This window comes from Janthinobacterium sp. GW823-FHT03B06 (assembly GCF_058796955.1).
In genome coordinates, this window is the sequence record NZ_JBXAJE010000002.1 from 606,500 (window position 1) to 632,265 (window position 25,766).

25 protein-coding genes are annotated in these 25,766 nt (G+C 63.1%); 8 read left to right on the plus strand and 17 right to left on the minus strand.

All coding sequences use genetic code 11. From position 1 onward, the window contains the following. Positions 1 to 36: 36 nt before the first annotated feature. The 10 genes from trpA to leuC form a co-directional block, all read right to left on the minus strand. Complete coding sequence (gene trpA / locus AC1RBA_RS08690; protein WP_492417669.1) at positions 37 to 834, minus strand: tryptophan synthase subunit alpha; 798 nt, start codon at positions 832 to 834, stop codon at positions 37 to 39. A 99-nt stretch (positions 835 to 933) separates the two neighbouring features. Then, positions 934 to 2,184, minus strand: a complete 1,251-nt coding sequence (gene trpB / locus AC1RBA_RS08695) for a tryptophan synthase subunit beta (RefSeq protein ID WP_492417670.1) — start codon at positions 2,182 to 2,184, stop codon at positions 934 to 936. After that, positions 2,177 to 2,860: a phosphoribosylanthranilate isomerase gene (locus AC1RBA_RS08700; protein WP_492417672.1), complete on the minus strand. Its 684-nt coding sequence runs from the start codon at positions 2,858 to 2,860 to the stop codon at positions 2,177 to 2,179. Before AC1RBA_RS08700 ends, trpB begins: the two co-directional genes overlap by 8 nt. A 22-nt stretch (positions 2,861 to 2,882) precedes the next feature. Continuing rightward, positions 2,883 to 3,686 (minus strand): tRNA pseudouridine(38-40) synthase TruA, encoded by an 804-nt coding sequence (gene truA / locus AC1RBA_RS08705; RefSeq protein WP_492417674.1) that lies wholly within the window; start codon positions 3,684 to 3,686, stop codon positions 2,883 to 2,885. A gap of 172 nt (positions 3,687 to 3,858) precedes the next feature. Continuing rightward, positions 3,859 to 6,345 carry a motility hub landmark protein FimV gene (locus AC1RBA_RS08710; protein WP_492417676.1) on the minus strand — a complete coding sequence of 829 codons (2,487 nt, stop codon included), beginning with the start codon at positions 6,343 to 6,345 and terminating at the stop codon, positions 3,859 to 3,861. 255 nt (positions 6,346 to 6,600) lie between these two features. Beyond that, positions 6,601 to 7,728: an aspartate-semialdehyde dehydrogenase gene (gene asd / locus AC1RBA_RS08715; RefSeq protein ID WP_230505750.1), complete on the minus strand. Its 1,128-nt coding sequence runs from the start codon at positions 7,726 to 7,728 to the stop codon at positions 6,601 to 6,603. Between the two features lie 45 nt (positions 7,729 to 7,773). After that, a complete protein-coding gene (gene leuB, locus AC1RBA_RS08720; RefSeq protein ID WP_492417678.1) occupies positions 7,774 to 8,844 on the minus strand; it encodes a 3-isopropylmalate dehydrogenase in 1,071 nt (356 codons plus the stop codon). Positions 8,845 to 8,855: 11 nt separating this feature from the next. Further along, the gene (gene leuD / locus AC1RBA_RS08725) at positions 8,856 to 9,503 is read right to left on the minus strand and encodes a 3-isopropylmalate dehydratase small subunit (protein WP_034783435.1); all 648 of its coding nucleotides are present in this window, start codon (positions 9,501 to 9,503) and stop codon (positions 8,856 to 8,858) included. Positions 9,504 to 9,554: 51 nt separating this feature from the next. Continuing rightward, positions 9,555 to 9,677: an entericidin A/B family lipoprotein gene (locus AC1RBA_RS08730; RefSeq protein ID WP_010400408.1), complete on the minus strand. Its 123-nt coding sequence runs from the start codon at positions 9,675 to 9,677 to the stop codon at positions 9,555 to 9,557. Between the two features lie 94 nt (positions 9,678 to 9,771). Beyond that, positions 9,772 to 11,175: a 3-isopropylmalate dehydratase large subunit gene (leuC, locus tag AC1RBA_RS08735; protein ID WP_070221120.1), complete on the minus strand. Its 1,404-nt coding sequence runs from the start codon at positions 11,173 to 11,175 to the stop codon at positions 9,772 to 9,774. A 311-nt stretch (positions 11,176 to 11,486) separates the two neighbouring features. Here leuC and AC1RBA_RS08740 point away from each other — a divergent pair, with 311 nt between their 5' ends. Next, on the plus strand, positions 11,487 to 12,623 hold the full coding sequence (locus AC1RBA_RS08740; protein ID WP_492417680.1) for a S41 family peptidase: 1,137 nt from the start codon (positions 11,487 to 11,489) through the stop codon (positions 12,621 to 12,623). Positions 12,624 to 12,687: 64 nt separating this feature from the next. Here the strand turns inward: AC1RBA_RS08740 and AC1RBA_RS08745 are convergent, their stop codons facing one another. Together AC1RBA_RS08745 and AC1RBA_RS08750 are read right to left on the minus strand one after the other, a co-directional pair. Then, positions 12,688 to 14,583 (minus strand): chemotaxis protein CheA, encoded by a 1,896-nt coding sequence (locus AC1RBA_RS08745; RefSeq protein WP_492417682.1) that lies wholly within the window; start codon positions 14,581 to 14,583, stop codon positions 12,688 to 12,690. Further along, a complete protein-coding gene (locus AC1RBA_RS08750; RefSeq protein ID WP_070291820.1) occupies positions 14,583 to 15,437 on the minus strand; it encodes a protein phosphatase CheZ in 855 nt (284 codons plus the stop codon). The genes AC1RBA_RS08745 and AC1RBA_RS08750 overlap by 1 nt, the downstream gene beginning before the upstream one ends. A gap of 466 nt (positions 15,438 to 15,903) precedes the next feature. On the opposite strand from AC1RBA_RS08750, the gene AC1RBA_RS08755 reads away from it, so the two are divergent. The 6 genes from AC1RBA_RS08755 (at position 15,904) to AC1RBA_RS08780 (ending at position 20,452) form a co-directional block, all read left to right on the plus strand. Then, a complete protein-coding gene (locus AC1RBA_RS08755) occupies positions 15,904 to 16,371 on the plus strand; it encodes a universal stress protein (protein ID WP_070221114.1) in 468 nt (155 codons plus the stop codon). Between the two features lie 154 nt (positions 16,372 to 16,525). Then, positions 16,526 to 17,170: a response regulator gene (locus tag AC1RBA_RS08760; RefSeq protein WP_070221113.1), complete on the plus strand. Its 645-nt coding sequence runs from the start codon at positions 16,526 to 16,528 to the stop codon at positions 17,168 to 17,170. A 336-nt stretch (positions 17,171 to 17,506) separates the two neighbouring features. Then, positions 17,507 to 18,313 carry a Crp/Fnr family transcriptional regulator gene (locus tag AC1RBA_RS08765; RefSeq protein WP_070221155.1) on the plus strand — a complete coding sequence of 269 codons (807 nt, stop codon included), beginning with the start codon at positions 17,507 to 17,509 and terminating at the stop codon, positions 18,311 to 18,313. 251 nt (positions 18,314 to 18,564) lie between these two features. Beyond that, positions 18,565 to 18,762 carry a hemin uptake protein HemP gene (gene hemP / locus AC1RBA_RS08770; RefSeq protein WP_034750559.1) on the plus strand — a complete coding sequence of 66 codons (198 nt, stop codon included), beginning with the start codon at positions 18,565 to 18,567 and terminating at the stop codon, positions 18,760 to 18,762. An 85-nt stretch (positions 18,763 to 18,847) separates the two neighbouring features. Further along, positions 18,848 to 19,174, plus strand: coding sequence for a hypothetical protein (locus AC1RBA_RS08775; RefSeq protein WP_070221111.1), 327 nt, complete (start codon positions 18,848 to 18,850; stop codon positions 19,172 to 19,174). A 48-nt stretch (positions 19,175 to 19,222) separates the two neighbouring features. Beyond that, positions 19,223 to 20,452: a DUF2325 domain-containing protein gene (locus AC1RBA_RS08780; protein ID WP_492417684.1), complete on the plus strand. Its 1,230-nt coding sequence runs from the start codon at positions 19,223 to 19,225 to the stop codon at positions 20,450 to 20,452. Positions 20,453 to 20,467: 15 nt separating this feature from the next. Here the strand turns inward: AC1RBA_RS08780 and AC1RBA_RS08785 are convergent, their stop codons facing one another. Genes AC1RBA_RS08785 through AC1RBA_RS08805 form a run of 5 tightly spaced genes read right to left on the minus strand, consistent with a single transcriptional unit; the run spans position 20,468 to position 24,935 of the window. Then, positions 20,468 to 21,832: a sulfite reductase subunit alpha gene (locus AC1RBA_RS08785; protein WP_492417686.1), complete on the minus strand. Its 1,365-nt coding sequence runs from the start codon at positions 21,830 to 21,832 to the stop codon at positions 20,468 to 20,470. 12 nt (positions 21,833 to 21,844) lie between these two features. Further along, entirely contained in the window at positions 21,845 to 22,873 is a 1,029-nt protein-coding gene (locus AC1RBA_RS08790) for an FAD:protein FMN transferase (protein ID WP_492417688.1), read from the minus strand. Positions 22,874 to 22,899: 26 nt separating this feature from the next. Continuing rightward, on the minus strand, positions 22,900 to 23,724 hold the full coding sequence (locus AC1RBA_RS08795; RefSeq protein WP_492417690.1) for a DUF4198 domain-containing protein: 825 nt from the start codon (positions 23,722 to 23,724) through the stop codon (positions 22,900 to 22,902). Between the two features lie 10 nt (positions 23,725 to 23,734). Then, positions 23,735 to 24,250, minus strand: a complete 516-nt coding sequence (locus AC1RBA_RS08800; RefSeq protein ID WP_492417692.1) for a DUF2271 domain-containing protein — start codon at positions 24,248 to 24,250, stop codon at positions 23,735 to 23,737. A 31-nt stretch (positions 24,251 to 24,281) separates the two neighbouring features. Further along, positions 24,282 to 24,935: a PepSY-associated TM helix domain-containing protein gene (locus AC1RBA_RS08805; RefSeq protein ID WP_492417694.1), complete on the minus strand. Its 654-nt coding sequence runs from the start codon at positions 24,933 to 24,935 to the stop codon at positions 24,282 to 24,284. 262 nt (positions 24,936 to 25,197) lie between these two features. On the opposite strand from AC1RBA_RS08805, the gene AC1RBA_RS08810 reads away from it, so the two are divergent. After that, complete coding sequence (locus AC1RBA_RS08810; protein WP_070221099.1) at positions 25,198 to 25,695, plus strand: pyridoxamine 5'-phosphate oxidase family protein; 498 nt, start codon at positions 25,198 to 25,200, stop codon at positions 25,693 to 25,695. Positions 25,696 to 25,766 lie beyond the last annotated feature (71 nt).

The window sequence follows — 25,766 nt, forward strand, 5'->3', positions numbered from 1 at the left end:
TGCCGCCAACGCATCTTGCGTAAACGGCAAGCTTGCTCAGGCGTCCAGTGCGGCGCGGATGCCTGCCGTAAAGCTGCGCACGGCGTCGACGGCGCCACCTTCCGGGGCATTTTCAATTTCCTGGATGATGCGGCTGCCGATCACGACGGCATCGGCCACCTTGGCCACGGCCTTGGCCGTGGCCCCATCGCGGATGCCGAAGCCCACGCCGATGGGTAATTTTACATGCTGGCGGATGGCCGCGAGGCGCTCCGCCACCTGTTCCGTATCAATGTTGCCGGCGCCCGTGACGCCCTTGAGCGACACGTAATAGCTGAAGCCGCCGCCAACCTTGGCCACTTGCGCGATGCGCTCTTCGGTCGAAGTGGGCGCCAGCAGGAAAATCAGGTCGAGGCCCGCTGCGCGCATGGCGGCGCCGAACTCCTCGCACTCTTCCGGAGGATAGTCGACGACGATGGCGCCATCGGCGCCGGCCGCTTGCGCTGCATCAATAAACGCGGCGCTGCCGATGCGCTCGATGGGATTGGCGTACCCCATCAGCACCACGGGCGTCGTCTGGTTCGTTTCACGGAACTGGCGCACGTAGCCGAACACGTCGTGGATGCCGACATTGAATTTCAAGGCCCGTTCGCAGGCGCGCTGGATGACGGGGCCTTCGGCCATGGGGTCGGAAAACGGCACGCCCAGCTCCAGGATGTCGGCGCCGCCCTCGACGAGCGCGTGCATCAGCGGCACGGTGGCGTCAGGGCCGGGGTCGCCGGCGGTGATGAAGGTGACCAGGGCGGTCTTGTTGTTGGATTTTAATTGGGCGAAGGTGGTGGCGATACGGGACATGGTGAGCTTTCGTGGTGATGGATAGAGGAAGTAATTTCAACCCAGGAGCAAAGACCGGGGTCGGACCCTGAGGGTCCGACCCCAGCCGTTATTGGGGTCTCAGGAGAAATTGAGTCCCATGCGTTCCGCCACGGTATGCATGTCCTTGTCGCCACGGCCCGACAGGTTGGCCAGCACGATCTGGTCTTTCGGCAAGGTGGCCGCCAGCTTGGCCGCGTAGGCCAGCGCGTGCGACGATTCCAGGGCCGGGATGATGCCTTCGATATGGCAACAGTCGTGGAAAGCCTGCAGCGCCTCGTCATCGGTGATCGACACGTATTGCGCGCGGCCCGAATCTTTCAGCCACGCATGTTCCGGCCCCACGCCCGGATAGTCGAGGCCGGCCGAGACGGAATGCGTCTCGATGATCTGGCCGTTGTCATCCTGCAGCAGATAGGTGCGGTTGCCATGCAGCACGCCCGGGAAGCCGGCCGTCAGCGAAGCCGAATGCTTGCCTGTGTCCAATCCCTCACCAGCCGCTTCCACGCCGATCAGTTTTACATCCTTCTGGTCGATGTACGGGTAAAAGATGCCCATGGCATTCGAGCCGCCGCCGATGCAGGCCAGCACGTAGTCGGGCTGGCGGCCCGTCATTTCCGGCATCTGCACCAGGCATTCCTCGCCGATCACGGACTGGAAGTCGCGCACCATCATCGGGTAAGGATGGGGGCCGGCCACGGTACCGATAATATAAAAGGTATTCTCGATGTTGGTGACCCAATCGCGCATGGCTTCGTTCAGCGCATCCTTGAGTGTCTTCGAACCCGATTCGACGGGCACGACGGTCGCGCCCAGCAATTTCATGCGGTACACGTTCTGCGCCTGGCGCTTGACGTCTTCGCTGCCCATGTAGACCACGCATTCGAGGCCGAAGCGCGCGCAGATGGTGGCCGTGGCCACGCCGTGCTGGCCGGCGCCCGTCTCGGCGATGATGCGCGGCTTGCCCATGCGCTTGGCCAGCAGGGCCTGGCCGATCACGTTGTTGATCTTGTGCGCGCCCGTGTGGTTCAAGTCTTCGCGCTTGAAATAAATTTGCGCGCCGCCGGCCATCTCGGACCAGCGCTTGGCGTGGTAGATGGGCGAGGGACGGCCGACGAAGTGTTTCAGCTCGTAGCGGAATTCTTCGAGGAATTCCGGGTCCGTGCTGTAGCGCGCATAGGCGTCTTTCAGTTCGGCCAGTGCATGCGTGAGCGTTTCGGCAACGAAGGAGCCGCCGTACGGGCCGAAGTGGCCGCGCAGGTCGGGAAACGGGTAATCGGTAGCGTGGAACAATGCGGCGGCTGCGCCGGGCGAGTTGGTGTGGTCATTCATGGTGGTTTCCTCTGGCAATGATGGCATCGGCATCCCCCACCGCGGCGATGAACGCGCGGACTCGGGATGCGTCCTTGATGCCCTTGGACGCTTCGACACCACTGCTGATGTCGACGGCGTAAGGGCGCACGCGCACCACTGCGTCAGTCGCGTTTTGTACGCTCAAGCCACCACTTAAAACGACCCGAGGCGCGAGTTCTTCTGGAATGAGGGACCAATCGAATACCTTTCCTGCACCGCCGTAGGCATCCACATAGGTATCGAGCAAGAGGCTCGAGAACAAGGGGCTGGCGGCGCGATAGCGCTGTTCGTATTCTAGCAAATCTTCAAAGCGGGTGTCGGGTTTGACGCGGAACACTTGCGTAAACGGCGTATTCACGGCACCGGCGAGCGCCGCGCTGTGCTCAGGCGTCTCGTCGCCATGAAATTGCAGCAGAGATAAAGGCGCCACGGCCCTGGTGGCCCGCACCTCGTCCACGGTGGCATTGACGAACAGGCCCACCGTCGTCACGTAGGGGGGCATGGCGGCGATCAGGCTGGCGGCCTGCCCGGGCGTCACGTAACGGGGGCTTTTCGGATAAAACACGAAACCGATGGCGTCGGCGCCCGCCGCCACGACAGCCTGGATGTCTTCGACGCGGGTCAGGCCGCAGATCTTGATGCGTGTGCGTGGCATGGCTATCCTTTATTGATGCAGATCAAAACCAGGGCAAGGCGCTGCTGCTGTCTTGCGGCAAGGCCCATTTCGGATCGTAATCGATCTGTGCCAGGTACAGGCCGTCCGGCATGAAGGTGGGCGCCGCCGCGTGGCGGTCCTTGCTTTCCAGCAAATGCCCGAGCCACTCCGGCTTTTCTCGTCCCGTGCCGATGTAGACGAGCGAACCGACCAGGTTGCGCACCATGTGGTGCAGGAAGGCATTGGCCGTAATCGTAAAAATCACGCAATCGCCGCGCCGCTCGATGCGGATGTCATGCATCAGCTTGACGGGCGACTTGGCCTGGCATTGCGCGGCGCGAAACGCCGTGAAATCGTGCCAGCCCAAGAGCGGCTGCACGGCCTGGCGCATCAGTTCCACGTCCAGCGGACGGAAAAAGAAACCGGCGCGCCCCTCCACCAGCGGCGAACGGGTGGCGTTGTTGTACAACACATAATGATAGGTGCGCGCGCGGGCGCTGAACCGGGCGTGGAAGAAGTCATTGACCGTCGGATCGCCGTCAAGTTCCTTGGCCCAGCGCACGGCGATCGATTTGGGCAGGAAAGCGTTGACGCCGCGCACCCACGAGTGCACATCGCGGTTCAAATCCGTATCGAAATGCACGACTTGCTCGAGCGCATGCACGCCCGTATCCGTGCGGCCAGCGCACGTGGTGGCCAGGCGCACGCGGGCAAACTGTTCCAGCGCGTTTTCCAGCTGGTCCTGCACCGTTTGCCCGTCTTCCTGTTTCTGGTATCCATGCCAGGCCGTGCCGTCGTACTGCAGGCCGAGGACGATACGCTTCAATGGCGTTGCTGTCGTAATATTTTGCATCGAAGCATTATACCGGCGCAAAGGCGGCCCCGCCTCCTGCCACACAAGCGCCTGAGACGGCGTTCAGGGCAAGGCGCATGGTCGAAGACAGTACGAATAGTACGGCGAGACCGTGCAACGCAGCCATGGACGTCGTATCTGGTGCTTAGCTCAGCAAAGCTCTCATGGTATTCGCCTTGGCGACCTGCTCCTCGCTCCCCCCCTTGATGACCTCATCGATCAGCTCGCGCGCGCCTTCCTTGTCGCCGATTTCCTGGTATGCGATCGCCAGGTCCAGCTTGGTATCCATTTCCATGTGGATGGCCGACAACGGGTCGTCCACGCCCACGCTGGCCGTCTTGCCATCGTTGAGGTCCAGGTCGATGCCGGACAGGTCGAATTCCTGTGCGGGCGGTATCGCTTCCGGCAAGCTCGCCGGCGCTTGCGCATCGTCGAACAGGCTGTCGAGGGAAGGCTCGGCCGCCGCGACGGGTGCGACGGGCGCGGCAGCCGGCGCCACGGGTTCGTCGAGGTCGAAGTGGGCCAGGTCGACCTCCTTCAACGGATCAGGCAACGGCGTCAAACCGGCGCCCACGCCATTGACGGGGCCGGCAGGCGGCTCCAGGTCCAGGCCGAAATCCATGCTGGCGTCATACTGCGCATCGTGCGCGGCAGGGACCGGCTTGCTGTCCGGCCCCGGCATGACGATCGGCTCGCTGGTGGAAACAGGTTCGAAATCGAGGCTGTCGAGGTCAAAGTCGAGGGGGGCGCGCGCATCGCGGGCCGTCACGGAGGAGACCGGCTCGGCCGGCGCCAGGTCGGCCAGCGGCCCGTGCGGCTCGTCGGGCAAGTCCATGCTCTGGCCATGCACGTCGTCGCCGGCTGCCTTGCTCAGGCTGACCACGGCGTCGTCTTCCGTATCGCCATACAGGGGATTGGTGGGATCGAGCGCCAGTCCCAGTGCGGCCGCCTGCGGCCACTCCTCGCCCTGGCCACGCGTCAGACTGTAGAGCTCGCTGGCCTGGTCTTCAAACGCGCGCACGTCGTTGCGGGCCGAATAGATTTCCAGCAGCTTCAGGCGGGCCGCATGGCGTTCCGGGTGGATGCGCAAGGCTTCCTTGAGGATGTCTTCCGCCTGACCATCGCGGCCGTAAGCGATATACACGTCCGCTTCGGCGACGGGGTCCGTTTCATTCGCATCGAGCATGCTCGCGCCCACGGCGGCAGCCACGCCGGCAGCGGCCGCGCCCGTACCGAACAGGTGATTGCTCGCTTCGGACTGCTGGTCTTCCGGCGCCAGGCCGGACGGCGGCGTCACGGGCGCTTCCGGTTCCGGCTCGACCACGGGGGCGATATCGCCCTGGGCTGGCGGCGGCGTCTCCTTGCGGCGCCGCGCGACCACCAGCGCCGCCACGGCCGCCAGCAGCGCGGCGATGCCGATGCCGATGGCGCCCAAGTGGTCATTGATCTTGTCGGTAATCGTCGGCTCCAGCGGCGATGGTTTTTTCACCAGCGGCACCGGTTTGACCTTCGGTGCGGCCGGCTGAGGTGCGGGCGGCTGCGCCTCGGCCGGCGCGCTGGCGGGCGCGCTGGCAGCGGCCTCAGCCGGTTTGGCGGGTGCGGGGGCGCTCTTGTCGGCCATGGCCTTGCTCTTGACCGCCATCAACTTTTCCAGGTCGCTGACGTTCTTTTCCAGCTCCTTGACGCGGGCAGCGGCTTCATCGACCTGTTTCGCCTTGGCGATCTTGTCTTCCTCGCTGGCGACGGCGCTCTTGCCGGCCGACTTGGCCGCCGGCTCCGCCTTCGACAGTTTCAGCTTGTCTTGCGACTCGCTCACGGCCGTCGGCTTTTCCTGCACCTTGGTCGCACCGATCTTGCCGGCCGTGCTTTGCGTCGCTTGCGCGGCCTTGGCCGGCTTGCTTTGCGACACCTGACCTGCCAGCTTGTTGCGGTAGGCCTCGAAATCGATGGCGTGCGCCGTCACGATGCCCTTCGCTTCAGCCGCACCGGTAGCGCGCACGGCGTCCGCGCCAGGCACGGCCAGGATGCGCCCGGCCTGCATGCGGTTCATGTTCTCGCCCTTGAAGGCGTCGGGATTGGCGCGGTACAGGGCGACGAGCATCATGTCGAGCGACACGCCCGAAGGCTTCAGTTCGCTGGCGATGCGGCTCAGGGTGTCGCCCGTCTTGACCTTGTATTCCCCGGCCGGCTTTTTCGCCGCAGCTGGCGCAGCATCGGCCGCCGCCTTGCCTTTGCCCGGTTCGGCCGGCGCCGTCACTTGCGCGCCGCGCGTCTGGCGCGCTTCCGGCGTATCGAGCACGAACGCATATTCGCGCACCTGGCGACCGCTCTTGCCGCTCAGTTCCAGCAAGAGATCCACCATGGGCTCGGCCACCGGTTGAGCCGAGCTGATGCGGATGAAGGGCTTGCCATTGCGGTTTTCCACGGCAAACGTCAAGGCGTTCAATGCGGGATTGAATTCCACGTTGGCCTGGCGATAGGCCTCCGGCGGCGCCAGCTTGGCCAGCAGGCTGGCTGCCTCGCCTGGCTTGATGGCCGATAATTCGACCTCGGCGCGCAGCGGCTGGCCGGCGGCGGACAGCACCGTGATCTTGCCCAGCTCGGCTGCGGATGCCGCCGGTGACAATAACACCGCACAGGCGACAGCGCTGCTGAGTGTTTTAATGGCAAGGGAGGCGACCCGGGGACGAGTGTGTACAGGCATAGTTGGCGGCATCTTAGTTGACATGGGAAAACAGTTACTTTTCCAGAGGTATCAACATATCATCATGCCCAGAGCTATGCAAGCTCCGCATGGTTGAGCCTTGACGGGCTCAGGGCGAAAAAAAAGCCGGGAAAACAGCCCCGGCTTGATCCGCATCAGCAATTAATTGCTGATTTATTGCTGTTACGCATCCAGCAAAATACGCAGCATGCGGCGCAGCGGCTCGGCCGCGCCCCACAGCAACTGGTCGCCCACGGTGAACGCGGACAGGTATTCGCCGCCCATGCTCATCTTGCGCACGCGGCCGACGGGAATCGTCAGGCTGCCCGTGACAGCCGCCGGCGACAAGTCGCGCACGGACGCTTCGCGCGTGTTCGGCACGAATTTCACCCATTGATTGTTGCTGGCGATGATGTCGTTGATTTCATCGAGCGGCACATCTTTCTTCAGCTTGATGGTCAGCGCCTGCGAATGGCAGCGCATGGCGCCGATGCGCACGCACAGGCCGTCGACGGGAATTTCCTTGGTGCCGAAATCGATGCCGCGGCCGAGGATCTTGTTCGTTTCCGCGCCCGCCTTCCATTCTTCCTTGGACTGGCCGTTGCCCAGGTCCTTGTCGATCCACGGGATCAGGTTGCCGGCCAGCGGCGCGCCGAATTGCTTGATTTCATCCGGCGAATAGCCGTGCTGGGTGGCCAGCACCTGGCGGTCGATTTCCAGGATGGCGGACGCCGGGTTTTCCAGCAGCGCCTTGACTGAGCTGTTGATGGTGCCAAATTGCGTCAGCAGTTCGCGCATGTGCTGCGCGCCGCCGCCCGAGGCCGCCTGGTACGTCATCGACGTCATCCAGTCGATCAGGTCGTGCTGGAACAGGCCGCCCAGGCCCATCATCATGCACGACACGGTGCAATTGCCGCCGATGTAGTTCTTGACGCCCTTGCCCAGCGCATCCTTGATGACGTGCAGGTTGACGGGGTCGAGCACGATGACGGCGTCTTTTTCCATGCGCAAGGTCGAGGCCGCATCGATCCAGTAACCGTTCCAGCCCGCTGCGCGCAGCTGCGGGAACACAAAGCTCGTGTAATCGCCGCCCTGGCAGGAAATGATGATGTCGCACTTGGACAGTTCGGCGATGTTGTTGGCATCCTTGAGGATGGTTTCATTCTTCGCCATGGCCGGCGCCGCGCCGCCCGTGTTCGAGGTGGTGAAAAACACCGGTTCAATGTGGGCGAAATCGCCCTCTTCCTGCATGCGCTGCATCAGGACCGAACCGACCATACCGCGCCAACCTACCAAGCCAACTAATTTCATTACCATTCCTCAAGATGAGACGGCGACTGCCATCATTGAAATATTTTATCCTAATGCACGCACTACGGCATCACCCATGGCCTCGGTACCGACCAAAGTCGTGCCCGCTTCGTGGATGTCGGCCGTGCGCAGCCCCTGCGCCAGCACCTGCTTGACGGCGCCTTCGATGCGGTTTGCCTGCTCTTCGCGGTTCAGCGAATAGCGCAGCATCATGGCGGCCGACAGGATCGTCGCCAGTGGATTGGCGACGCCCTTGCCCGCGATATCGGGCGCCGAACCGTGCGACGGCTCGTACAAGCCCTTGTTGTTGGCGTCCAGCGAGGCGGACGGCAACATGCCGATCGAGCCCGTCAGCATGGCGGCCGCGTCCGACAAGATATCGCCGAACATGTTGCCAGTCACCATGACATCGAATTTCTTCGGCGCCCGCACCAGCTGCATGGCCGCGTTATCGACATACATATGGTCGAGCGCCACGTCCGGGTATTCCTTGTGCACATCGGTGACGATATCTTTCCAGAACTGGAAGGTTTCCAGCACGTTCGCCTTGTCCACGCTGGTGAGGCGCTTGTCGCGCTTTTGCGCGGCCTGAAATGCCACGTGGGCGATGCGGCGGATTTCGCCTTCCGCATAGCGCATGGTGTCGAAGCCTTCGCGCTGGCCCTTGAACGGACCGTCCGGGCACTCGCGCACGCCGCGGGGCTGGCCGAAATAAATATCGCCCGTCAATTCGCGGATGATCAGGATATCCAGGCCCGACACCACTTCCGGCTTCAGGGTCGAGGCGCCCGCCAGTTCCGGATACAAAATGGCCGGACGCAGGTTGGCGAACAGGCCCAGGTTCTTGCGCAAGCCCAGAATCGCCTGTTCCGGGCGGAACTGGCGCTCGAGGTTGTCGTATTGGTAGTCGCCCACGGCGCCGAACAGCACGGCATCGGCCGCTTTCGCCAGGGCCAGCGTGCCTTCCGGCAAAGGGTGGCCATGGGCCGCGTAGCCGGCGCCGCCCACGGGCGCCGTTTCCAGCTCAAACGATTCGCCCAGCACATTCAAGACCTTGACGGCTTGCGCGACGATTTCAGGACCGATGCCGTCGCCGGGTAAGATTGCAATTTTCATATTTTAATCGTTTAAATGACGTTGGCCAGCCAGGGCTGAGCAGAAAGATGGCGTTCTTCGAAGGCGCGGATGTCGTCGGCGTGGCGCAGGGTCAGGCCGATATCGTCGAGCCCATTCATCAGGCAATATTTGCGGAAGGCATCGATCTCGAACGGGTACGAGACGGAACCGTTGCTGGTGCGCACGCATTGCTGCTCCAGGTCCACCACCAGCTTGAAGCCGGGGAAAGCCTTGACTTCATTGAACAGGTGCTCGACCTGGCTTTCCGACAGCACGATGGGCAGCAAGCCGTTCTTGTAGCAGTTATTGAAGAAGATGTCGGCAAACGAGGGCGCGATGATGGCGCGGAAGCCATATTGATCGAGCGCCCACGGCGCGTGTTCGCGCGAGGAGCCGCAGCCGAAGTTCTTGCGCGTGAGCAAGATCGAGGCGCCCTGGTAGCGCGGCTCGTTGAGCACGAACTCGGGGTTCAGCGGGCGGCGGCTGTTGTCCTGGCCCGGTTCGCCATGGTCGAGGTAGCGCCATTCGTCGAACAGGTTGGGGCCGAAGCCGCTGCGGTGGATCGATTTCAGAAATTGCTTCGGAATAATCGCGTCGGTGTCGACGTTGGCGCGGTCCAGCGGGGCGACCAGGCCTTCGTAAATCGTAAATTTATCCATGCTGTTTCTACTCGGTAAGACGCGCGGCGCGGGGCGCCGCCACGTCACGGTTTATTTTCCGCCGGCGCCAGTGACGACCTGGCCGACTTTCTGCACATCGCGGCCGATGCCCGAGACGGTGTTGCAGCCGGACAAGATGACGGTGGCGATGAGGAGGGCGAAGAGTTTTTTCATGATGATTTCAGTCTATGTGCTAATGGTTGCAAATCCCGTTAGTGTAAACCACCGGCAAATGCTGGGGTCAGACCCAACGGGTCTGACCCCAAATTCATCGCAATCCCCGCACGTCGACAAAGTGGCCGGCGATGCCCGCCGCCGCCGCCATCGCGGGCGACACCAGGTGGGTACGACCGCCCTGCCCTTGCCGGCCTTCGAAGTTGCGGTTCGAGGTCGAGGCGCAGCGTTCGCCCGGTTCCAGACGGTCCGCATTCATGGCCAGGCACATGGAACAGCCCGGCTCGCGCCACTCGAAGCCGGCATCCTTGAAGATGCGGTCGAGTCCTTCGCGCTCGGCCTGATCTTTCACCAGGCCGGAACCGGGCACGACCAGCGCCAGGGTGACGTTCGAGGCGCGGTACTTGCCGCGTACCACGGCGGCGGCCGCGCGCAAATCTTCGATGCGCGAATTGGTGCAGGAACCGATGAAGACCTTGTCGATGCGGATGTCCGAGATCGGCGTGTTCGGCTTCAGCGCCATGTAGACGAGCGCCTTTTCGATGGCGTCGCGCTTGACGCTGTCTTTCTCATTGTCCGGATCCGGTACGCGGCCATCGATGCCAACCACCATCTCGGGCGAGGTGCCCCACGTCACTTGCGGTTCGATCTCTTGCGCGTTGAGCGTGACGACGAGGTCGAAACGGGCGCCCGGGTCCGAATGCAGCGTGCGCCAGTAGGCCACGGCGCGTTCCCAGTGCGGACCGGCCGGCGAAAACGGACGGCCCTTGACGTAATTGATGGTGGTATCGTCCACGCCGATGATGCCGGCGCGCGCGCCCGCCTCGATGGCCATATTGCACACCGTCATGCGGCCTTCCATCGACAGGGCGCGGATGGCCGAACCGCCGAACTCGATACAGTAACCGGTGCCGCCGGCCGTGCCGATCTTGCCAATGATGGCCAGCACGATATCTTTCGCCGTCACGCCGGCCGGCAAGGCGCCGTCGACCTGCACCAGCATGGACTTGGATTTCTTTTGCAGCAAGGTTTGCGTGGCCAGCACGTGTTCCACTTCGGACGTGCCGATGCCGTGCGCCAGCGCGCCGAACGCGCCGTGCGTGGACGTGTGCGAATCGCCGCAGACCACCGTCATGCCGGGCAGGGTCGCGCCCTGTTCGGGGCCGATCACGTGCACGATACCCTGGCGCTTGTCGTTCATGTTGAAGTAGGTCAAGCCGTAGTGCTTGGCGTTCTTGTCCAAGGTTTCCACCTGCAGGCGCGAGACGGGATCGGCAATGCCGTCGACCCGGCTGGTGGTGGGCACGTTATGGTCGGCCACGGCCAGGTTGGCGGAAATGCGCCACGGCTGGCGGCCCGCCACGCTGAGGCCATCGAAGGCTTGCGGGCTGGTGACTTCGTGCAGCAAGTGCCGGTCGATGTACAAAATTGTCGTGCCATCATCTTCGGCCCGAACAACGTGGGATTCCCAGAGTTTGTCGTAAAGCGTCTTCATCATGATTTATGCAGCGTTGCCACAGCCTGTAGTAAGTGATCAAGTGATACCAGGTCATACGGTGATCCACGAGGATTATGCCATATATTGCGCGACACAGAACCGAAACAGGCAAAAGCGTGGGATTGGCGATACAAAGTTTGGCCGCATTGTTGGATATGAGCTGGAAATTGCCGATATCAGCATATCGGCGACATGACGGCCCCATCTGCGGGCAGGCCGCCGAACGAGCCACGGCGCGGCCAGAAATCGATACTTTTTCTTTAATCTTTCGTGTATTGTATTCGACAACAATTTCAGGAAAGACTGCATTGATGAGACTGTGTTCTTTTGCCGCCACGCTCCTGGCTACTTTGACAGTCAGCCATACGCAAGCGGCCACGCCGGGCGAGACCTGCCGGCAGGACTTGCGCGCCCTTCCCGCCTTTTTGCTGGAAAACGATACTGGCGCGCGCCAGCATCTGGCACAAAAAGGTCAAGCGTATTTCGACCAGGCATTGGCCAGCGCCAGCACCGCGGCGGCCAGGGTGAACGATGAGGCTGCCTGCAATACGGTACTGTCCGGTTACCTGAGCCAGTGGCGCAAAGGCCACCTGCAGATCATGCCGACCGGTGCGCTGAAACATGAGACACCAGCTGCAGCGCCATCCTCAACCGCCGCGCCAACGGCCACCATCGATGACAGGGCGCCATCGCTGCAGCTGCTGTCGCCGCACACGGCGCTGCTGACCTTACCGAGTTTTTTCCCGGGGTACGCCGAGCTCATCAATGATTTACTGGAAAGCAAGCGCGACGAACTGGCCAGCCGTCGAAACTGGATTATCGATGTGCGGCGCAACAACGGCGGCAGCGACAGCACATATGCGCCCTTGCTGCCATGGCTAGCTTCAGGCGAGAGCGTCAATATCGGTGGCGAATGGCTGTCCACGCCGGCCAATATCGCCAGCCAGGAAAACATCTGCGCGCTGTACGCTCCCGGCGACGCCACCTGCACGAAATATATGGCACTGGCCGTCACCCGCATGCGCAGCGTGCAGCCCGGCCAGTTCGTGGCGCAAAGCACCAACGGGCCTGTCAGCTATGCGAGTGTGTCTGGCCAGGCAGTACAGCCGTCCAGGGTGGCGGTGCTGGTTGACCGCGATTGCGGCAGTTCCTGCGAACAGTTTCTGCTGGAAGCGCGGCAAAGCTTTCGCGTCAAGCTGATCGGACGCAACAGCGGAGGCGCGCTCGATTATTCGAATCTGCGCATGCACCCTCTGCCCTCGGGACGGCGCCAGCTGGCCTACGCCACCTCGCGCTCGGCCCGCTTGCCATATCTGCAGGTCGATCTCGACGGCATCATGCCCGACATCTATCTGCCGCCGCCGAAGGACGAGGCGGAGCGCGCCCAGGAAATCGTGCGCGTGCAGCGCTGGCTGGAAGGCGGCACCTTACGCCCTAACAACATCTGACACCGCTGGCGCCATAAAAAAAGCCCGCTATGCCTAGCGGGCTTTCTAACGATTGAAGCAAGACTCAGGCAGCTAGACGAACGCTTCCCCGGCAGCCGTCCATCAGGAACGACAGGCCCACGACCAGCACCAGCTCGCCTTCGGCCGAGCGGGCCGTACCGGTAATGCCTTCCACGGTGATGGCCGTCATCGGCTTGATCACCAGGTCGGCCGTGCCGTCGACGGCTTCCACGGCAAGAATGTACGGCTGTGGCGCGGCGACGACGATGCCGACGCGTTCGCTGCACGATTCATAGCCCAGGGCACCGGCCAGCGACCGTACGGGCAATGGACGGCCCTGGTCTTTCAGCACGGGCGCGCCGCCCACTTCCATGAAGGTTTCCGGCAATTCGACGACGCGCTGCACCACCGCCATCGGCAGCGCCAGCGCGGCGCCCGAGGTCGACACGAGCATGGTCGGCACGATCGACAGTTCGATCGGCAGGCGGATGGCGAACTTCGTGCCCTTGCCCAGCGTCGACTCGATGTGGATGGCGCCGCGGTTTTTCTCCACGGCCGTTTTCACCACGTCCATGCCCACGCCGCGGCCGGAGACGCTGGACGCCACTTCCTTGGTCGAGAAGCCCGGCAGGAACACCAGCTGGAAGCATTCGTCGTTGCTCAACTGCGCGTTTTCGCTGATCAAGCCCTTTTGCTGGGCCTTGCTGCGCAGGAAGACCGGATCCATGCCCTTGCCGTCATCCTGCAGCACGATCATGACGCTGTTGGCCTCTTGCCAGGCTTTCAGCGAAATATACGACTTGGCGGGCTTGCCGGCGGCCAGGCGCGCTTCCGGCGATTCGACGCCATGGTCGAGCGAGTTGCGCAGCATGTGCACGAGCGGATCGTACAGGCTGTCCACGACGACGCGGTCGACTTCCGTTTCCGCGCCTTCGATGGTCAGCTCGACATCCTTGCCCAGGTCTTTCGCCAGCTCGCGCACCAGGCGCGGGAATTTCTGGAACAGGCGGCCGACAGGCTGCATGCGCGTGGCCAGGGTGGCCCGCTGCAGTTCGGTCGAGTAACGCGAGGCGCGCTCCAGGGTTTCCGCCAGGGTCGCCATCAGGGTAGCGGCCTGACCTTCGAATTTGAATTGCAGCAAGCGTTCGAGCAGCACGGCAGCCTGGTTGGCGGCCTGCACGGATTCGCCGGCCACTTCCAGCAGCGCGTCGAGCTTGACGGCGTCGACGCGGATGCTGTCTTCCTTGACGGGCGCGGCATGGCGCACTTCCGGACGCTCTTCGCGTCGCTCGGCGCCATCCCAGGCCTTGGCGGCCGGCTTGGCGGCAGCGGCAGCAGCGGCGGGCGCAGCGGCGGCCACGACGGCAGGGGCAGCGGCGACGGCGGACACCGGCGCGGCAGCGACCCGGTTGCCCTCGGGCACGACGGCGTTATACATGCCTTCCCAGTCCAGGCCATCGGTGCCGGCAGTGGAGACGGCGGCGGCAGGCGTGGCGGCAGGCACTTCCGCAACCTCGGCAACGGGCGCGGCCACTTCCGCCACCACGGCGGCGGCAGGCGCAGGCGCATCCATGCCCTTGCCTTCGATGGCGTTCGTCAGGATGTGTTCCAGCTCTTCCGGCATGGCCGGCAAGCTTTCCGGCGCGGCGCCGTTGGCCAGTTCCGTCAGCTGGTCGGCGACGAAACCGGACGCCTGCAGCGCCGCCTCGATGGCGATGGGGGTGACGGGCGCGGCGCCCGTGCGCAAGGCGTCGAACAGGTTTTCCGTCAGGTGGCAGGCCGCCACCAGCGCGGGCAAGCCCATGAAGCCGGCACCGCCCTTGATCGTGTGGAAGGAACGAAACACCGCATTCAGTGTTTCCTTGTTGTCAGGATCGCGCTCGAGGCGCAACAAGTGCTCTTCAACATTAACCGCAAGATCCATCGCCTCAACGACGAAATCCTTGAGCATATCGTCCATTAGAATCCCAAATCCGCAAGAAGGTCGTCTACATTATCCTGGTCCAGCGCCACCGACGGCACGGACGGGCCCTGCATCAGCGGCACCGGCTTTTGCGCCAGTTTCTCGCGCACCTCGGCCGGCGCGTTGTCGCGCAACAGCTGGGCCAGTTCGTTTTCCACGGTCTTGGTGATGTTGACCACTTTTTTGATCAGCTGGCCCGTGATGTCCTGGAAGTCCTGCGCCATCATGATTTCCAGCAAGCGCGCTTTTTCCGCTTCCGTCGCTTCGGCAACGGCTTGCGCGAACTGGCGCGAGTCGCCGGCCAGGGCCTTGAATTCTTCCAGGCTCAGCTTGCCGTCGAACAGCGCCGTCCAGCGGCCGTCCATGTCCTTGGCTTTCTTCGACAGTACATCCTGCGCCGGCATGCCTTCGTCGAGCGTGTTCAGGACCTTGTTGGCGGCCTGCTCGGTCAGGGTGGCGACGTATTCCAGGCGGTCCTGGGCGTCGACGATCTGCGACGACGCTTCCGTCAGCGCCTTGTCGTAGCCCAGTTCGCGCAGCGAATCGTGCAGCAGGCGCACGATGCCGCCCAGACGCTCGAACATCGGCTTGTCGGACTGGTCGACGGGATCGGCCGCGTCGCCAGACGCCTCGGCGCTGGCCACAGGCAGCGCTTCCGCCTCGGCGGCCACGGGCTCGGCGGCTGCCGGCACGGCGGCGTTGGCCGACACCGAGTCGAACAGCGCGTCGAAATCGTCCTCCGCAATCACGGCGGGAGCGGGCGCGGCGGCAGGCGCGGGCTGAGCCGCGGCCGCACTTTGCGCAGATACTTCATCGAATAATGCGTCGAAATCATCAGCGGCGTTGGTCATATCCCTGCTTCTCCATAATTTGTCAAAATTCCGCCTGAACTGTGCGTTTTACAGACTGATACCCACAATTTCTCGATTAAGATGATTTGAGGCAATACCGCTGCGATGGTGCGAGTGTAGCAGGGCGCCGCCCTGTTGGTAAATCTCAAAACGCGCTTCCTGGTGCAAAGCTGGCCTACAAGAGCTTTTCCACAAGGAAATATGTGTTCCAGCTGTTGTATTTTGAAATACTACCATTGGCGTGCGTGCAAGACCACGCACAGCAGAAGAAATCCTGCTTCCGGGCGTCTGCGCAACAGCGCCACATGGACATCGTTGCAGCTACACACGATCTTTCTGCCAATGTTGTCTATACTGAAGGTGCAGTTGTATTGATAATTATCAAGTCTTTGCATGAATACAATGCTGCCGCCGCGTCTACAATAAGAGGCGTTGCGCGCGCTCAGTCACCGCCAAAGGACCTGCCATGTATAAGAAAATTCTGATCGCCACCGATGGCTCCACCGTCTCCAACCTGACGGCCTGCGCCGGCGTTGCTTTTGCCGAACAGATGCACGCCGACATCCTTGCCTTGTATGTGGCGCCCGAATACCAGTACCCGGTGTACATCGAAATCATTCCGCCAAGCTATCCCAGCGAGGAGGAGTACCGCATCGCCATGCGCAAGGCCGGCGCCGACCACTGGCAGCCCATCCTCGACGCGGCCGCCAAGCGCGGCCTGGAAGCGACGGGCCTGACGGCCTTTTCCGACAGCCCGGCCCTGAAGATCGTGGAAGTGGCGCAATTGCAGCATTGCGATCTGATTTTCATGGGTTCGCATGGCCGCAGCGGCTGGGGGCAATTGCTGTTGGGCAGTGTGACCAATAAAGTGCTGTCGCATTCGAAATTGCCCGTGCTCGTGCATAGGCTGATCAAGGAACCCCCGTCCGAATAAGAGGTCACATGACCACCGGGGCCGCCGTTGCCGGCATATGCAGAAAAAGGCATAATGCGGCCGCCTCAGTTAAAATGACAACGTTTCTCGTTTCTCAACATTTGATTGTCCGGTGACGGACAGAGCAGATTTCACGCATCCAGATTGCCCGCCTATGATACGTATTGTAATTGCCGACGACCACACCATCATGCGAGAAGGCTTGAAGCGCATCCTTGACGGCGCGCCGGATATCGATATCGTGGGCGAAGCCATCGACGGCTTTGAAGTACTCAATCAGGTGCGCCAGGGCGGCTTCGACCTGCTGCTGCTCGACCTGTCAATGCCGGGCCGCAGCGGCGTCGACCTGATCCGGCAAATCCGCAGCGAGGCGCCCAAGCTGGCCATCCTGATCCTCACCATGCACGAGGAAGAACAATATGCGGTGCGCGCCATCCGCGCCGGCGCACAAGGCTATCTGACCAAGGAAAGCGCTGGTACCCAGCTCGTGGGCGCCATTCACAAGGTGGCGTCGGGACGCCCCTACATCAGCGCCGAGGTGGCCGAGCAGCTCGTGCTCAACATCATGATGCCGAATGAAAGCTTGCTGCACAAACAGTTATCGGACCGCGAGTTCGAAGTCTTTTCCCTGCTGGTGGCGGGCAAGTCGATCACGGAAATCGCCAACAACCTGCACCTGAGCGTGAAGACGGTGAGTACGCACAAGACGCGCATCATGCAAAAAATGGGCATGAGTTCGCTGTCCGAAATGGTGCAGTACGCCGTGGCGCACCGCCTGCTCTCCCCCTTCAAGACGTAAGCCCGGCGGCGCGCGCCCGCGCGTCGACCGTAGGAACAATCCTACTCCCCCTACCGTAGCTCCTACTGCCATATTCAGCCACTGCTGATATTAATTGCATATGGTTGTTGGCATACTGAAACCAGTAATCAAGTTGCTGGGAAGTTATTTCATCACACAGCAAGTCGTCAGCGAATTGAGCTTTACCAGCCTGGACGCGCGCCGCCCTTTCCCTGCCCGCCGTCTGCGCACCCTGTCATTCAACTCTGAACTACCTGTCACCAGGAGATGAACATGCTGTCCACGCAAACGCCCGAAACCCGCGCCGCCGCCCCATCGCTGGCCCCCTCTTCCCCGATGGAAGCAGGGCGCCAGCGCCAGGGGCGGCTATGGTCGAACCTGAAGGAAGTATGCGATCTGCTGCATATCTCCAGCGCCTGCACCATCGCCGCCGACGAACTGCTGTTCCAGCACGTGCAATTCAAGACGGGCCAGCGCGTGCATACCATCGGCCAACCGTTCGACACCTTGTACATTGTCAATTCGGGCTTCCTGAAAACCGTGCTCATCGACGAATTCGGCAATGAACAAGTACTGAGCTTTCCCATGAAGGGCGACATGCTGGGCGTCGACGGCATCCACTCGCGCCACTACTCCTCGGAAGCGGTGGCCCTGTCCGACTGCGACCTGATCTTGTTGCCGTTCAAGAAGCTGACGGCGCTGGGACGTGTTCACCTGGAACTGGAAAACGTCATGTACGGCGTGATGAGCCGCGAACTGGTGCGCGAACAGGCGATGATCGGCATGCTGGGCGCCCTGAGCGCCGAGGCCCGCGTGGCGCGCTTCCTCGTCTCGCTGGCCGACCGCTTCGCGCAGATGGGCTATTCGAGCAAGCTGTTCAACCTGCGCATGACGCGCCACGAAATCGGCAGCTACTTGGGCCTGACCCTGGAAACGGTGAGCCGCACTTTGTCCGCCTTCAATGAAATCGGCCTGATCTCGGTTGACCAGCGCACCATCGGCATCAAGGATCCGGACGCCCTGAAAACCCTGCGCCGCTTGCCGCCGTCGCGCTCGCGCGCCAAGCAGCTGGCTGCCGCCAAGCTCAAGGCCGACACCACCGCCGCCGCGGCCGCCTCGGCGCAATTGCTGGCCACGATTTAACGCCATCCCGATTTCTTCCAGCTTGGCACAGGCTTGACCCGACCAAGGCGCGCACCGCCTTGCCGGGTCTTTTTTGCTGCCGCTCCCCTTCCATGCCGCGGCAGTGGCCGTCTTCGCGCAGCGCCATGCTCCACGCTGCCATCCCATCGCAAAAAAGCACGGATTGCGCATAAATAAGCCTTGCTTTTCGGGCCACATTCAACAATAATGCAAATACGAATCATTCTCAACTGAGATAAAGAAAGCCCAACATGCAAAGCTCAAAACCAGCCTTGATCCAGGATGCCGCTACCGCCCACGTCCGTCCTCCCGTCAGCATGGCCCAGCCGGCGCGCCGCATTACCAGCGAAGCGCTGCTGCAGCAGGGCCGCGAAGTGGAGATTGAGCACAGCGGCAAGATCTATCGCCTGCGCGTCACCCAATTGAACAAGCTGATCCTGACTGCCTGAAGCAGCACGGCAGCCAGTCACCACGCTCGCCAGCCAGTCGCGCCCCGTGCGCGCAGCCAGCCAAACCACCGCACAGGAGTGTTTGATGGCGAACGACCGACCTTCCTCGATGTTTCCTTCCCCGCAAGGCCAGCAGCCTGAATTGCTGCTGTCGGCCGTGCTGCACCTGATGTCGCACTACCATGCGGACAGTCCCTGCGAGAAACTGGCCGCAGTCATCGAACGCCATCTGCAAGCGCTGGCCGGCTCGCCCGGCCTCGGCCCCGTGCTGCAAGCGACTTGCCAGCAACTGTCGCAGCAATGGGCCACCCTGGTGGCGCTGCACCGGCCCGCGCCGCCGAAGACCACCTTGCTCGAGCGCCTGGCACGCATGCTGAGCGCCAGACGTCCTGCCTCGCCGCTGCCGCACTAATTTCTATTTCTCTTCCACCGCTGCCCCACCGCCCAACAGGATATCGCCATGTGTGACAAAGACCAGTCCCTGCCCGTCATCAGCAATTGCGCCCACGCCGACACGGAAACGGCCGCGCTCGCTTCGCGCCGCCGCCGGCTGTGGGAACTGTCGCATACCTGCCATTGCCCGCTGGTCGGCGTGGGCTTGCCATTGGGCTACCTGCGCAAGCTGGTGGGCAAGATGACGGGCGGGCGCGTGCTGGCCGACGACTACGAAGTGCACGTGGGTGCCGTGACGGAATGCGGCGCGCGCAACCGCCTGTCCGAAGCGCTGCAAAAGGAACTCGAACGCCGCTACGCCCCCGTGATCCTGCGCTTTCGCGGCGCCAAGACCACGGAACAGGTAGCGCAACTGTGGCGCACGGCCGTCGCCAACGGCGACGTGTCGGGCGCCTTCTGGGCCGGCCTGACGCACCCGCGCTGCGACGCCGAGCTGGAAGAGCAGATGTGCCGCGACTTGCACATGATCCAGCACCAGGCCGGCGCCTGTGTGCGCGCCGACATGGGCAAATTTACAGCCTTGCAGGAAGAAAACGCGCGCCTGACCCACGAACTGGCCAAGCTGCAACAGCGCAGCCAGGCCGCACTGACGGAAAAAACGGGCGAACTGGAACGCCAGGAAGCCGTGCTGCTGCGCACGCGGGCCGAGTCCATCGGCAAGGATAGCGTGATCGACGGCTTGCGCGCGGAACTGGCGCAATTGCAGGCGGCCATCCCGGCACTGGAATCGCGCACGCGCCTGGTCGAACGCCTGGCGCAAATGGATGAGCGCGAAAAGGAACTGCGCCAGCAAATCGCGGAATTGAAACAGGCCCAGCCGCGCCCTGCCGCCGCCGTGCCGCCACCGGCGCCCAAGCTGGAAGTGCCGACCGGCGGCAAGCTGAAAATGCCGATCCGCCTCGTCGATCAAAGCGTCTTGTGCGTGGGCGGACGCAGCGGCAATGTCGCCACCTACCGCGCCCTGATCGAGCGGGTCGGCGCGCAGTTCGCCCACCACGACGGCGGCCTGGAAGACAATGCCAACCTGCTCGACTCGAGCCTGGCGGCCGCCGACCTGGTGATTTGCCAGACGGGCTGCATCAGCCACAGCGCCTACTGGCGCGTGAAGGATTATTGCAAACGCACGGGCAAGCGCTGCGTCTTCATCGACAACCCCAGCATCTCCAGCCTGGCGCGCGGCTTGCAGGAAGTGAGCGGCGACATGGACACGGCGCCGCTGGCTGCGATCCAGCCATAAGCAATCGCTGCTGCATTAATACACGTCGCGCCGGTAGCGCCCTTCGGCCGCCAGCGCGTCGAGCGCGGGCCGGCCCAGTATCTCCTGCAGGGCCTGGTCGACGCCGCCCGCCATGCCGGCCAGGCTGCCGCAGATGTAGATGGCCGCGCCCTGCTCCAGCCACAGCTTGACTTCATCGGCATTGCCGCGCAGGCGGTCCTGCACGTAGGTGCGCTCCGTCTGGTCGCGCGAAAACGCCAGGTCCAGGCGCGGCAAGTCGCCGCTGGCATGCCAGCCTTCAATCTCTTCGCGATAATGAAAATCGTGGGCCAGGTTGCGCTCGCCAAAGATCAGCCAATTGCGCCGCTGCCCTGCCAGCACGCGGCTCTTCAGGTGGCCGCGCAAGCCGGCGATGCCGCTGCCGTTGCCGATCAAAATCAATGGCCGCTGGGCATTGTCTTCCAGCCGGAAGCGTTTGTGCTGGCGCAAGCGCAGCTGCACCACGTCGCCCACCTTGGCCTGCGCCGTGAGCCAGCCCGAGGCCAGGCCCAGGCTGCCGTCGGGATGCGCATGCTGGCGCACCAGCAAGTGCACGCCGCCGTCGCGCGGAATCGAAGCGATCGAGTATTCGCGCGGCTGCGAGGGATCGGCGGGCGCCGTCACCTGCACCAGGTCGCCCGATTGCCAGTCAGGCAAAGCACCCGCTACCGGCGCCAGTTCCACGTGATAGATGGCGCCGCCGGCGCTGCCCGGATTGAGCAGCTGCCTGCGCGTCAGGCGCCAGTCGCCGAAGGCGGGCGCGCTCCAGTCGGGCGCGTCGCTGGTGCCGGCCAGGTGACTCAGATGCTGGAACCATTGCTCGATGCTGTCGCTGGCGCTGCGGTCGACTTCGATGCGCTCGAACAGGCGCGAGGCGCCCTGCGCCGCCAGCCAGGCATCGAGCGCGCGGCCGAAACCGCAAAACTGGCCATAGCTGCGGTCGCCCAGGGCCAGCACGGCGTAATGCAATTGCGGCAGCGCCAGCCCGCCCGTCATCAGGCGACCCATGAAGGCGGCCGCATTGTCGGGCGCATCGCCTTCGCCATAGGTGCTGACCAAAAACAGAGTCCGTTCGGCTTGTTGCAGATCAACGGCCGTGACTTCGGCCAGCGTGCACAGGCGCACGGGGATGCCCGCCAGTTGCAGGCTCTGCGCCGTTTGCGTGGCCAGTTCCTCGGCATTGCCCGTCTGGCTTGCATACGCCACCAGCCAGGCGGGACTGTTTGCCAGCGCCGCCTTGGCGGCGGCGGACGCGCGGCGCCTGGCGCGCGCGCGCAGCCAGGGCGCCAGGCACACGCCCGCGTAGCTGAGGGACAGGGCCGCCAGCAAGGCCAGCCGCGTCGTATCGTGCGTAAAAATCATGGAATTAATCGTTCATTCGTCGAGCATGGCCAGCATCTGGCTGCTCAGCGTTTCGTGAAAGCCAGAGCCGTCGCGCTGCACGAAGCGCGCGGCCAGGCCCTGCTCTTCGGCCAGCGCCATGCCGGCCTCGGCACCGAGCACCGTCAGGGCCGTCGACCAGGCGTCGGCTGCCATGCATTGCTCATGCACGACGGTAACGGAAGCGAGTTGATTGGCGATCGGCATGCCGCTGCGCGGATCGATGGTGTGTGAGAAACGCGCCGTGCCGTCCTCGAAGAAACGCCGGTAGTCGCCCGACGTGGCCACGGACAAGCCGTGCAGCGCCAGCAGCATTTCCGGCGGATCTAGATCCGCGTCGGCGCCGTCGACCTGTTCCAGCATCACCCACCACGGCTGGCCGTCGGGCTTGCTGCCGGCGCCGCGCAGCTCGCCGCCCACTTCGACCAGGTAATGGCCGATGCCCTGGCTATCCAGATAGCGCGCCAGGCGGTCCACGCCATACCCCTTGGCGATGGCCGATAAATCGAGCTGCAAGCCGCCGGGCTGACGCGCGCGGCGGGCCGGCAAGTCCAGCTCCAGGCGGCGGCGCTGGCGCTGCGACAGCAGCAGGGCCACCGTATCGTCTTTCGGCGGCAGGAAACCGGGCTCGTCGTAGCGATGGCGGGGGCCGAAGCCCCACAGGTTGACGAGGGCGCCCGCGCACGGATCATACGCGCCGCCGGACGCCTGCGACACGTGCATGGCAAAGCCCAGCACCTCGCAAAAGGCGGCGGGCAGGCTGTGCCAGCTGCCGGGTTCGGCCCGGTTGAAGCGGCCCAGGTCGGACTCATCGCTCCAGTGGCTCATTTGCGCCACGACCAGGTCCAGCTGCTGCTGCAGGCCCTGCTGCAAATCGGCGCTGCCGGCGCGTCCCGGCATGGCGGACTCGAGCAGGCGCACCGACCAGCTGGTGCCCATGGTCAAGCCGCGCAAGTCCCGGATCGCGGCGCCGGGCGGCGCGGCCTGATCGGAAATATGCTGCGGCAGCAGGACCCGGCGCATCGGCGAGCTCGTGACGATGCCGCCGCTTACTGCGGCAGCACTTCCACGGTGGCCGCGTAGGTCATGCGGCGCTCCGGCATGGCTGGCGGCTGGCCGGCCACGGCAGGTGCGGCCGCAGGCCAGGTGCTGCTCAGGTAATACATGCCGGCGGCCGGCACGGTGAACGTAATCTCGCCCTTGGCATCGGTGCTCTGGCGGATTTCCCCGAGCACGCCACGGTAGCGCACGCCGCCCGGCACCAGGCTGAAGGCCTGGTTCGCGGCCGGCTTGCCGTCGACCAGGAAGCGCCACGTGGCTTTTTCGCCCGCGCGCAAGTCGTTCGGGTGCGTCACCGGCACGAATTCCAGGCCCACGCCCGTCGGCTTGAATACTTCCGTGCTGGTTTCGCCATTGCTGAAGAAGGTTTCCAGCCGCGCTGCCGTGCGCGTGATTTTCAGCTCTTGCGCGTCGGCCGGCACTTCCTTCTTGAACGTCTCTTCATTGCCGCGGAAACGCTTCTGCTCGCCATTGAGCTTGTAGCTGGCCATCACATTCTGCGACACGATGGCCGCTTTATACGTGCCCGGCTTTTCCATCTTCACATCGAACACGCTGCGCAAGCGGCCCGTGAGCGTATTCGCCGGCGCCACTTTCGCGCCATCGGGGCCGGTCACTTGCAGCGCATCCAGGCGCAGCGGCTGGTGGTCGATCTCGAACAGGCCGTCGGAGACGGCAGCGTCCACCGTCACCCAGGCGTCCTTGCTTTCCACCATCGTGCTCGATGGCACCATCCAGCCCCGGTGGGCGTGGGCATTCATGGCCAGGCCGGCCAGCGCCAGGGCGATCAGGGATTTGTTGAATTGCTTGAACATGATGTGCGCCTTATGGTTTGAGTTGGACGACGACATTGCCGAGTTCTTCCTTGCCCTTGGCCGGCACGGACTGGGCCGATTTCAGCGGCCACTGGAACGGCACGCGCACCAGTTCGCGTCCGCCCGCTTCGCGTGCCGCCTCCACCACCACCTGGTATTCGCCGGCCGGCAGCTTGTCGAGCAAGGCCTTGGCGCCGGGGAACGTCAAGGTATGTTCGCCAGGCGCGCGCGTGGCGCCGCTGACGCCGTCAGCGGGCATGGTCAGGTCGCGGCCGCTCTTGCGCCACCATTGACGCATGTCTTTCAGCCATTTTTCGCCCGCCTTGTCCTTCTTTTTCACGTCATACAGCACAGCCAGATTGCCAACGACCTTTTGATCGGCCGTTTCCAGCCACGCCGCCACGTAGGGGCGGTGGTATTCCGCCACGTTCAGTTGCGGGATTTCAAGCTTCAGGGACAGGTCGGCAGCCATCGCCGACGTACCGATCAGGGGAAGGCCAAGCGCCAGGGAGTAGCGTAATTTCATGGTGTGCCTGTAAAAAGGAAAAATAAAAACATCAGTGGATAAACAGCAAGGCGATCGCGCAAGGTATCAGAATACCGAGGCCAACCATCGGCCACGTAAATGGCCGGTTGGCCGCGTGGAACTTCAAAATCAATAGCCCCGTCAGGCAAAACACGATGCAGGCGCCGGCAAAGATGTCGATGAACCAGCTCCAGGCGACGCCCGTGTTGCGGCCCTTGTGCACATCGTTGAGCCAGGACACCCAGCCCCGGTCCGTCAATTCGTATTCGGCGGCGCCGTCTTCCAGGCCGATGCGCACCCAGGCGTCGCCGCCTGCCTTGGGCAACGGCAAATACACTTCGTCGATCGACCATTCGGCGGGACGCCCGCCCGCGTTGAGCGACCACTGCTGCTTGAGCCAGGTTTCCGCGGCGGCCGGCATCGGTGCATTGGCGCCGTCATGCCCGGTGGCAAAGGCGGCCAGTTCCGTGAGGAGGGGCGCCGGCAACTGCGCCTTCTGGCGCGTGATCGACGGTTTCGACTCGATCTGGCCGGCGTGGTTCAGGGTGATGCCGGTGATGGCGAACAAAAACATGCCCAGCAAACAAAGTGCCGAGCTGATCCAGTGCCATTGATGCAAGTTCTTCAGCCAGACGGCGCGGCTGGCGTTGTTCCTGGCCTTGTCGGCGGCGCCCGCACTATGCATGCTCCGCTCCCGGCAAGGGGCGGGCCAGCTGGCGCGACAAGTCAGTGTGCTTCATTCCCATCCTTCAATCAAAGTGCATGCCGATATTTCAAACAAATGATAATGATTATCATTTATTAAGTCAAGACATGGGGCGCCCCGCCGGGCCGGCGTTTTGTAACAGCTTTGAAACAAAGCACCGCTGCTACGTAAGCTGCCGTACAGAGCCGCATACAGCAAGCGCCTATGCTTGTTGTTCAGGACAACCAACAAGGGAGCACCCATGCAATCGTATTCCAGCGAACAACTGGCCAGCATCGCGGCCAAGATCAAGGACGTCAAATTCGGCATGCTGACCACCAGCGACGACATGCGCACCCTCACCAGCCGGCCGCTGACGCAGCAGCAGGTCGATAACGAAGGGCAGATCTGGTTCTTTGTTTCCGACGAGGCCAGCTATACGCGCGACTTGCTGAACAATCCGCAAGTCAATGTCAGCTTTGTCGACACGGGCGACAGCCTGTACGTGTCCGTCTGCGGCCATGCGCAGCTGCTGAAGGACCGCGCCAAGGCGGAGGAATTGTGGAATCCGCTCGTGAAAGCCTGGTTCCCGGGCGGGCTCGACGATCCGAAGCTGTCGCTGATCAAGGTGACGATCCAGTCGGCCGAGTATTGGGATAGCAGCGCCAGCAAGATGATGCAATTCTATGAAATGGCCAAGGCCGCCATCACGGGCGAGCCGCCGAAAGACATGGGCGAACACGGCCGGGTCGATCTGTAGCAGATTTACCCTATTTTACCCGGGTAATATTGACTTTGTATTTAACCCGGGTAAAATTGCCTGCATTCCCC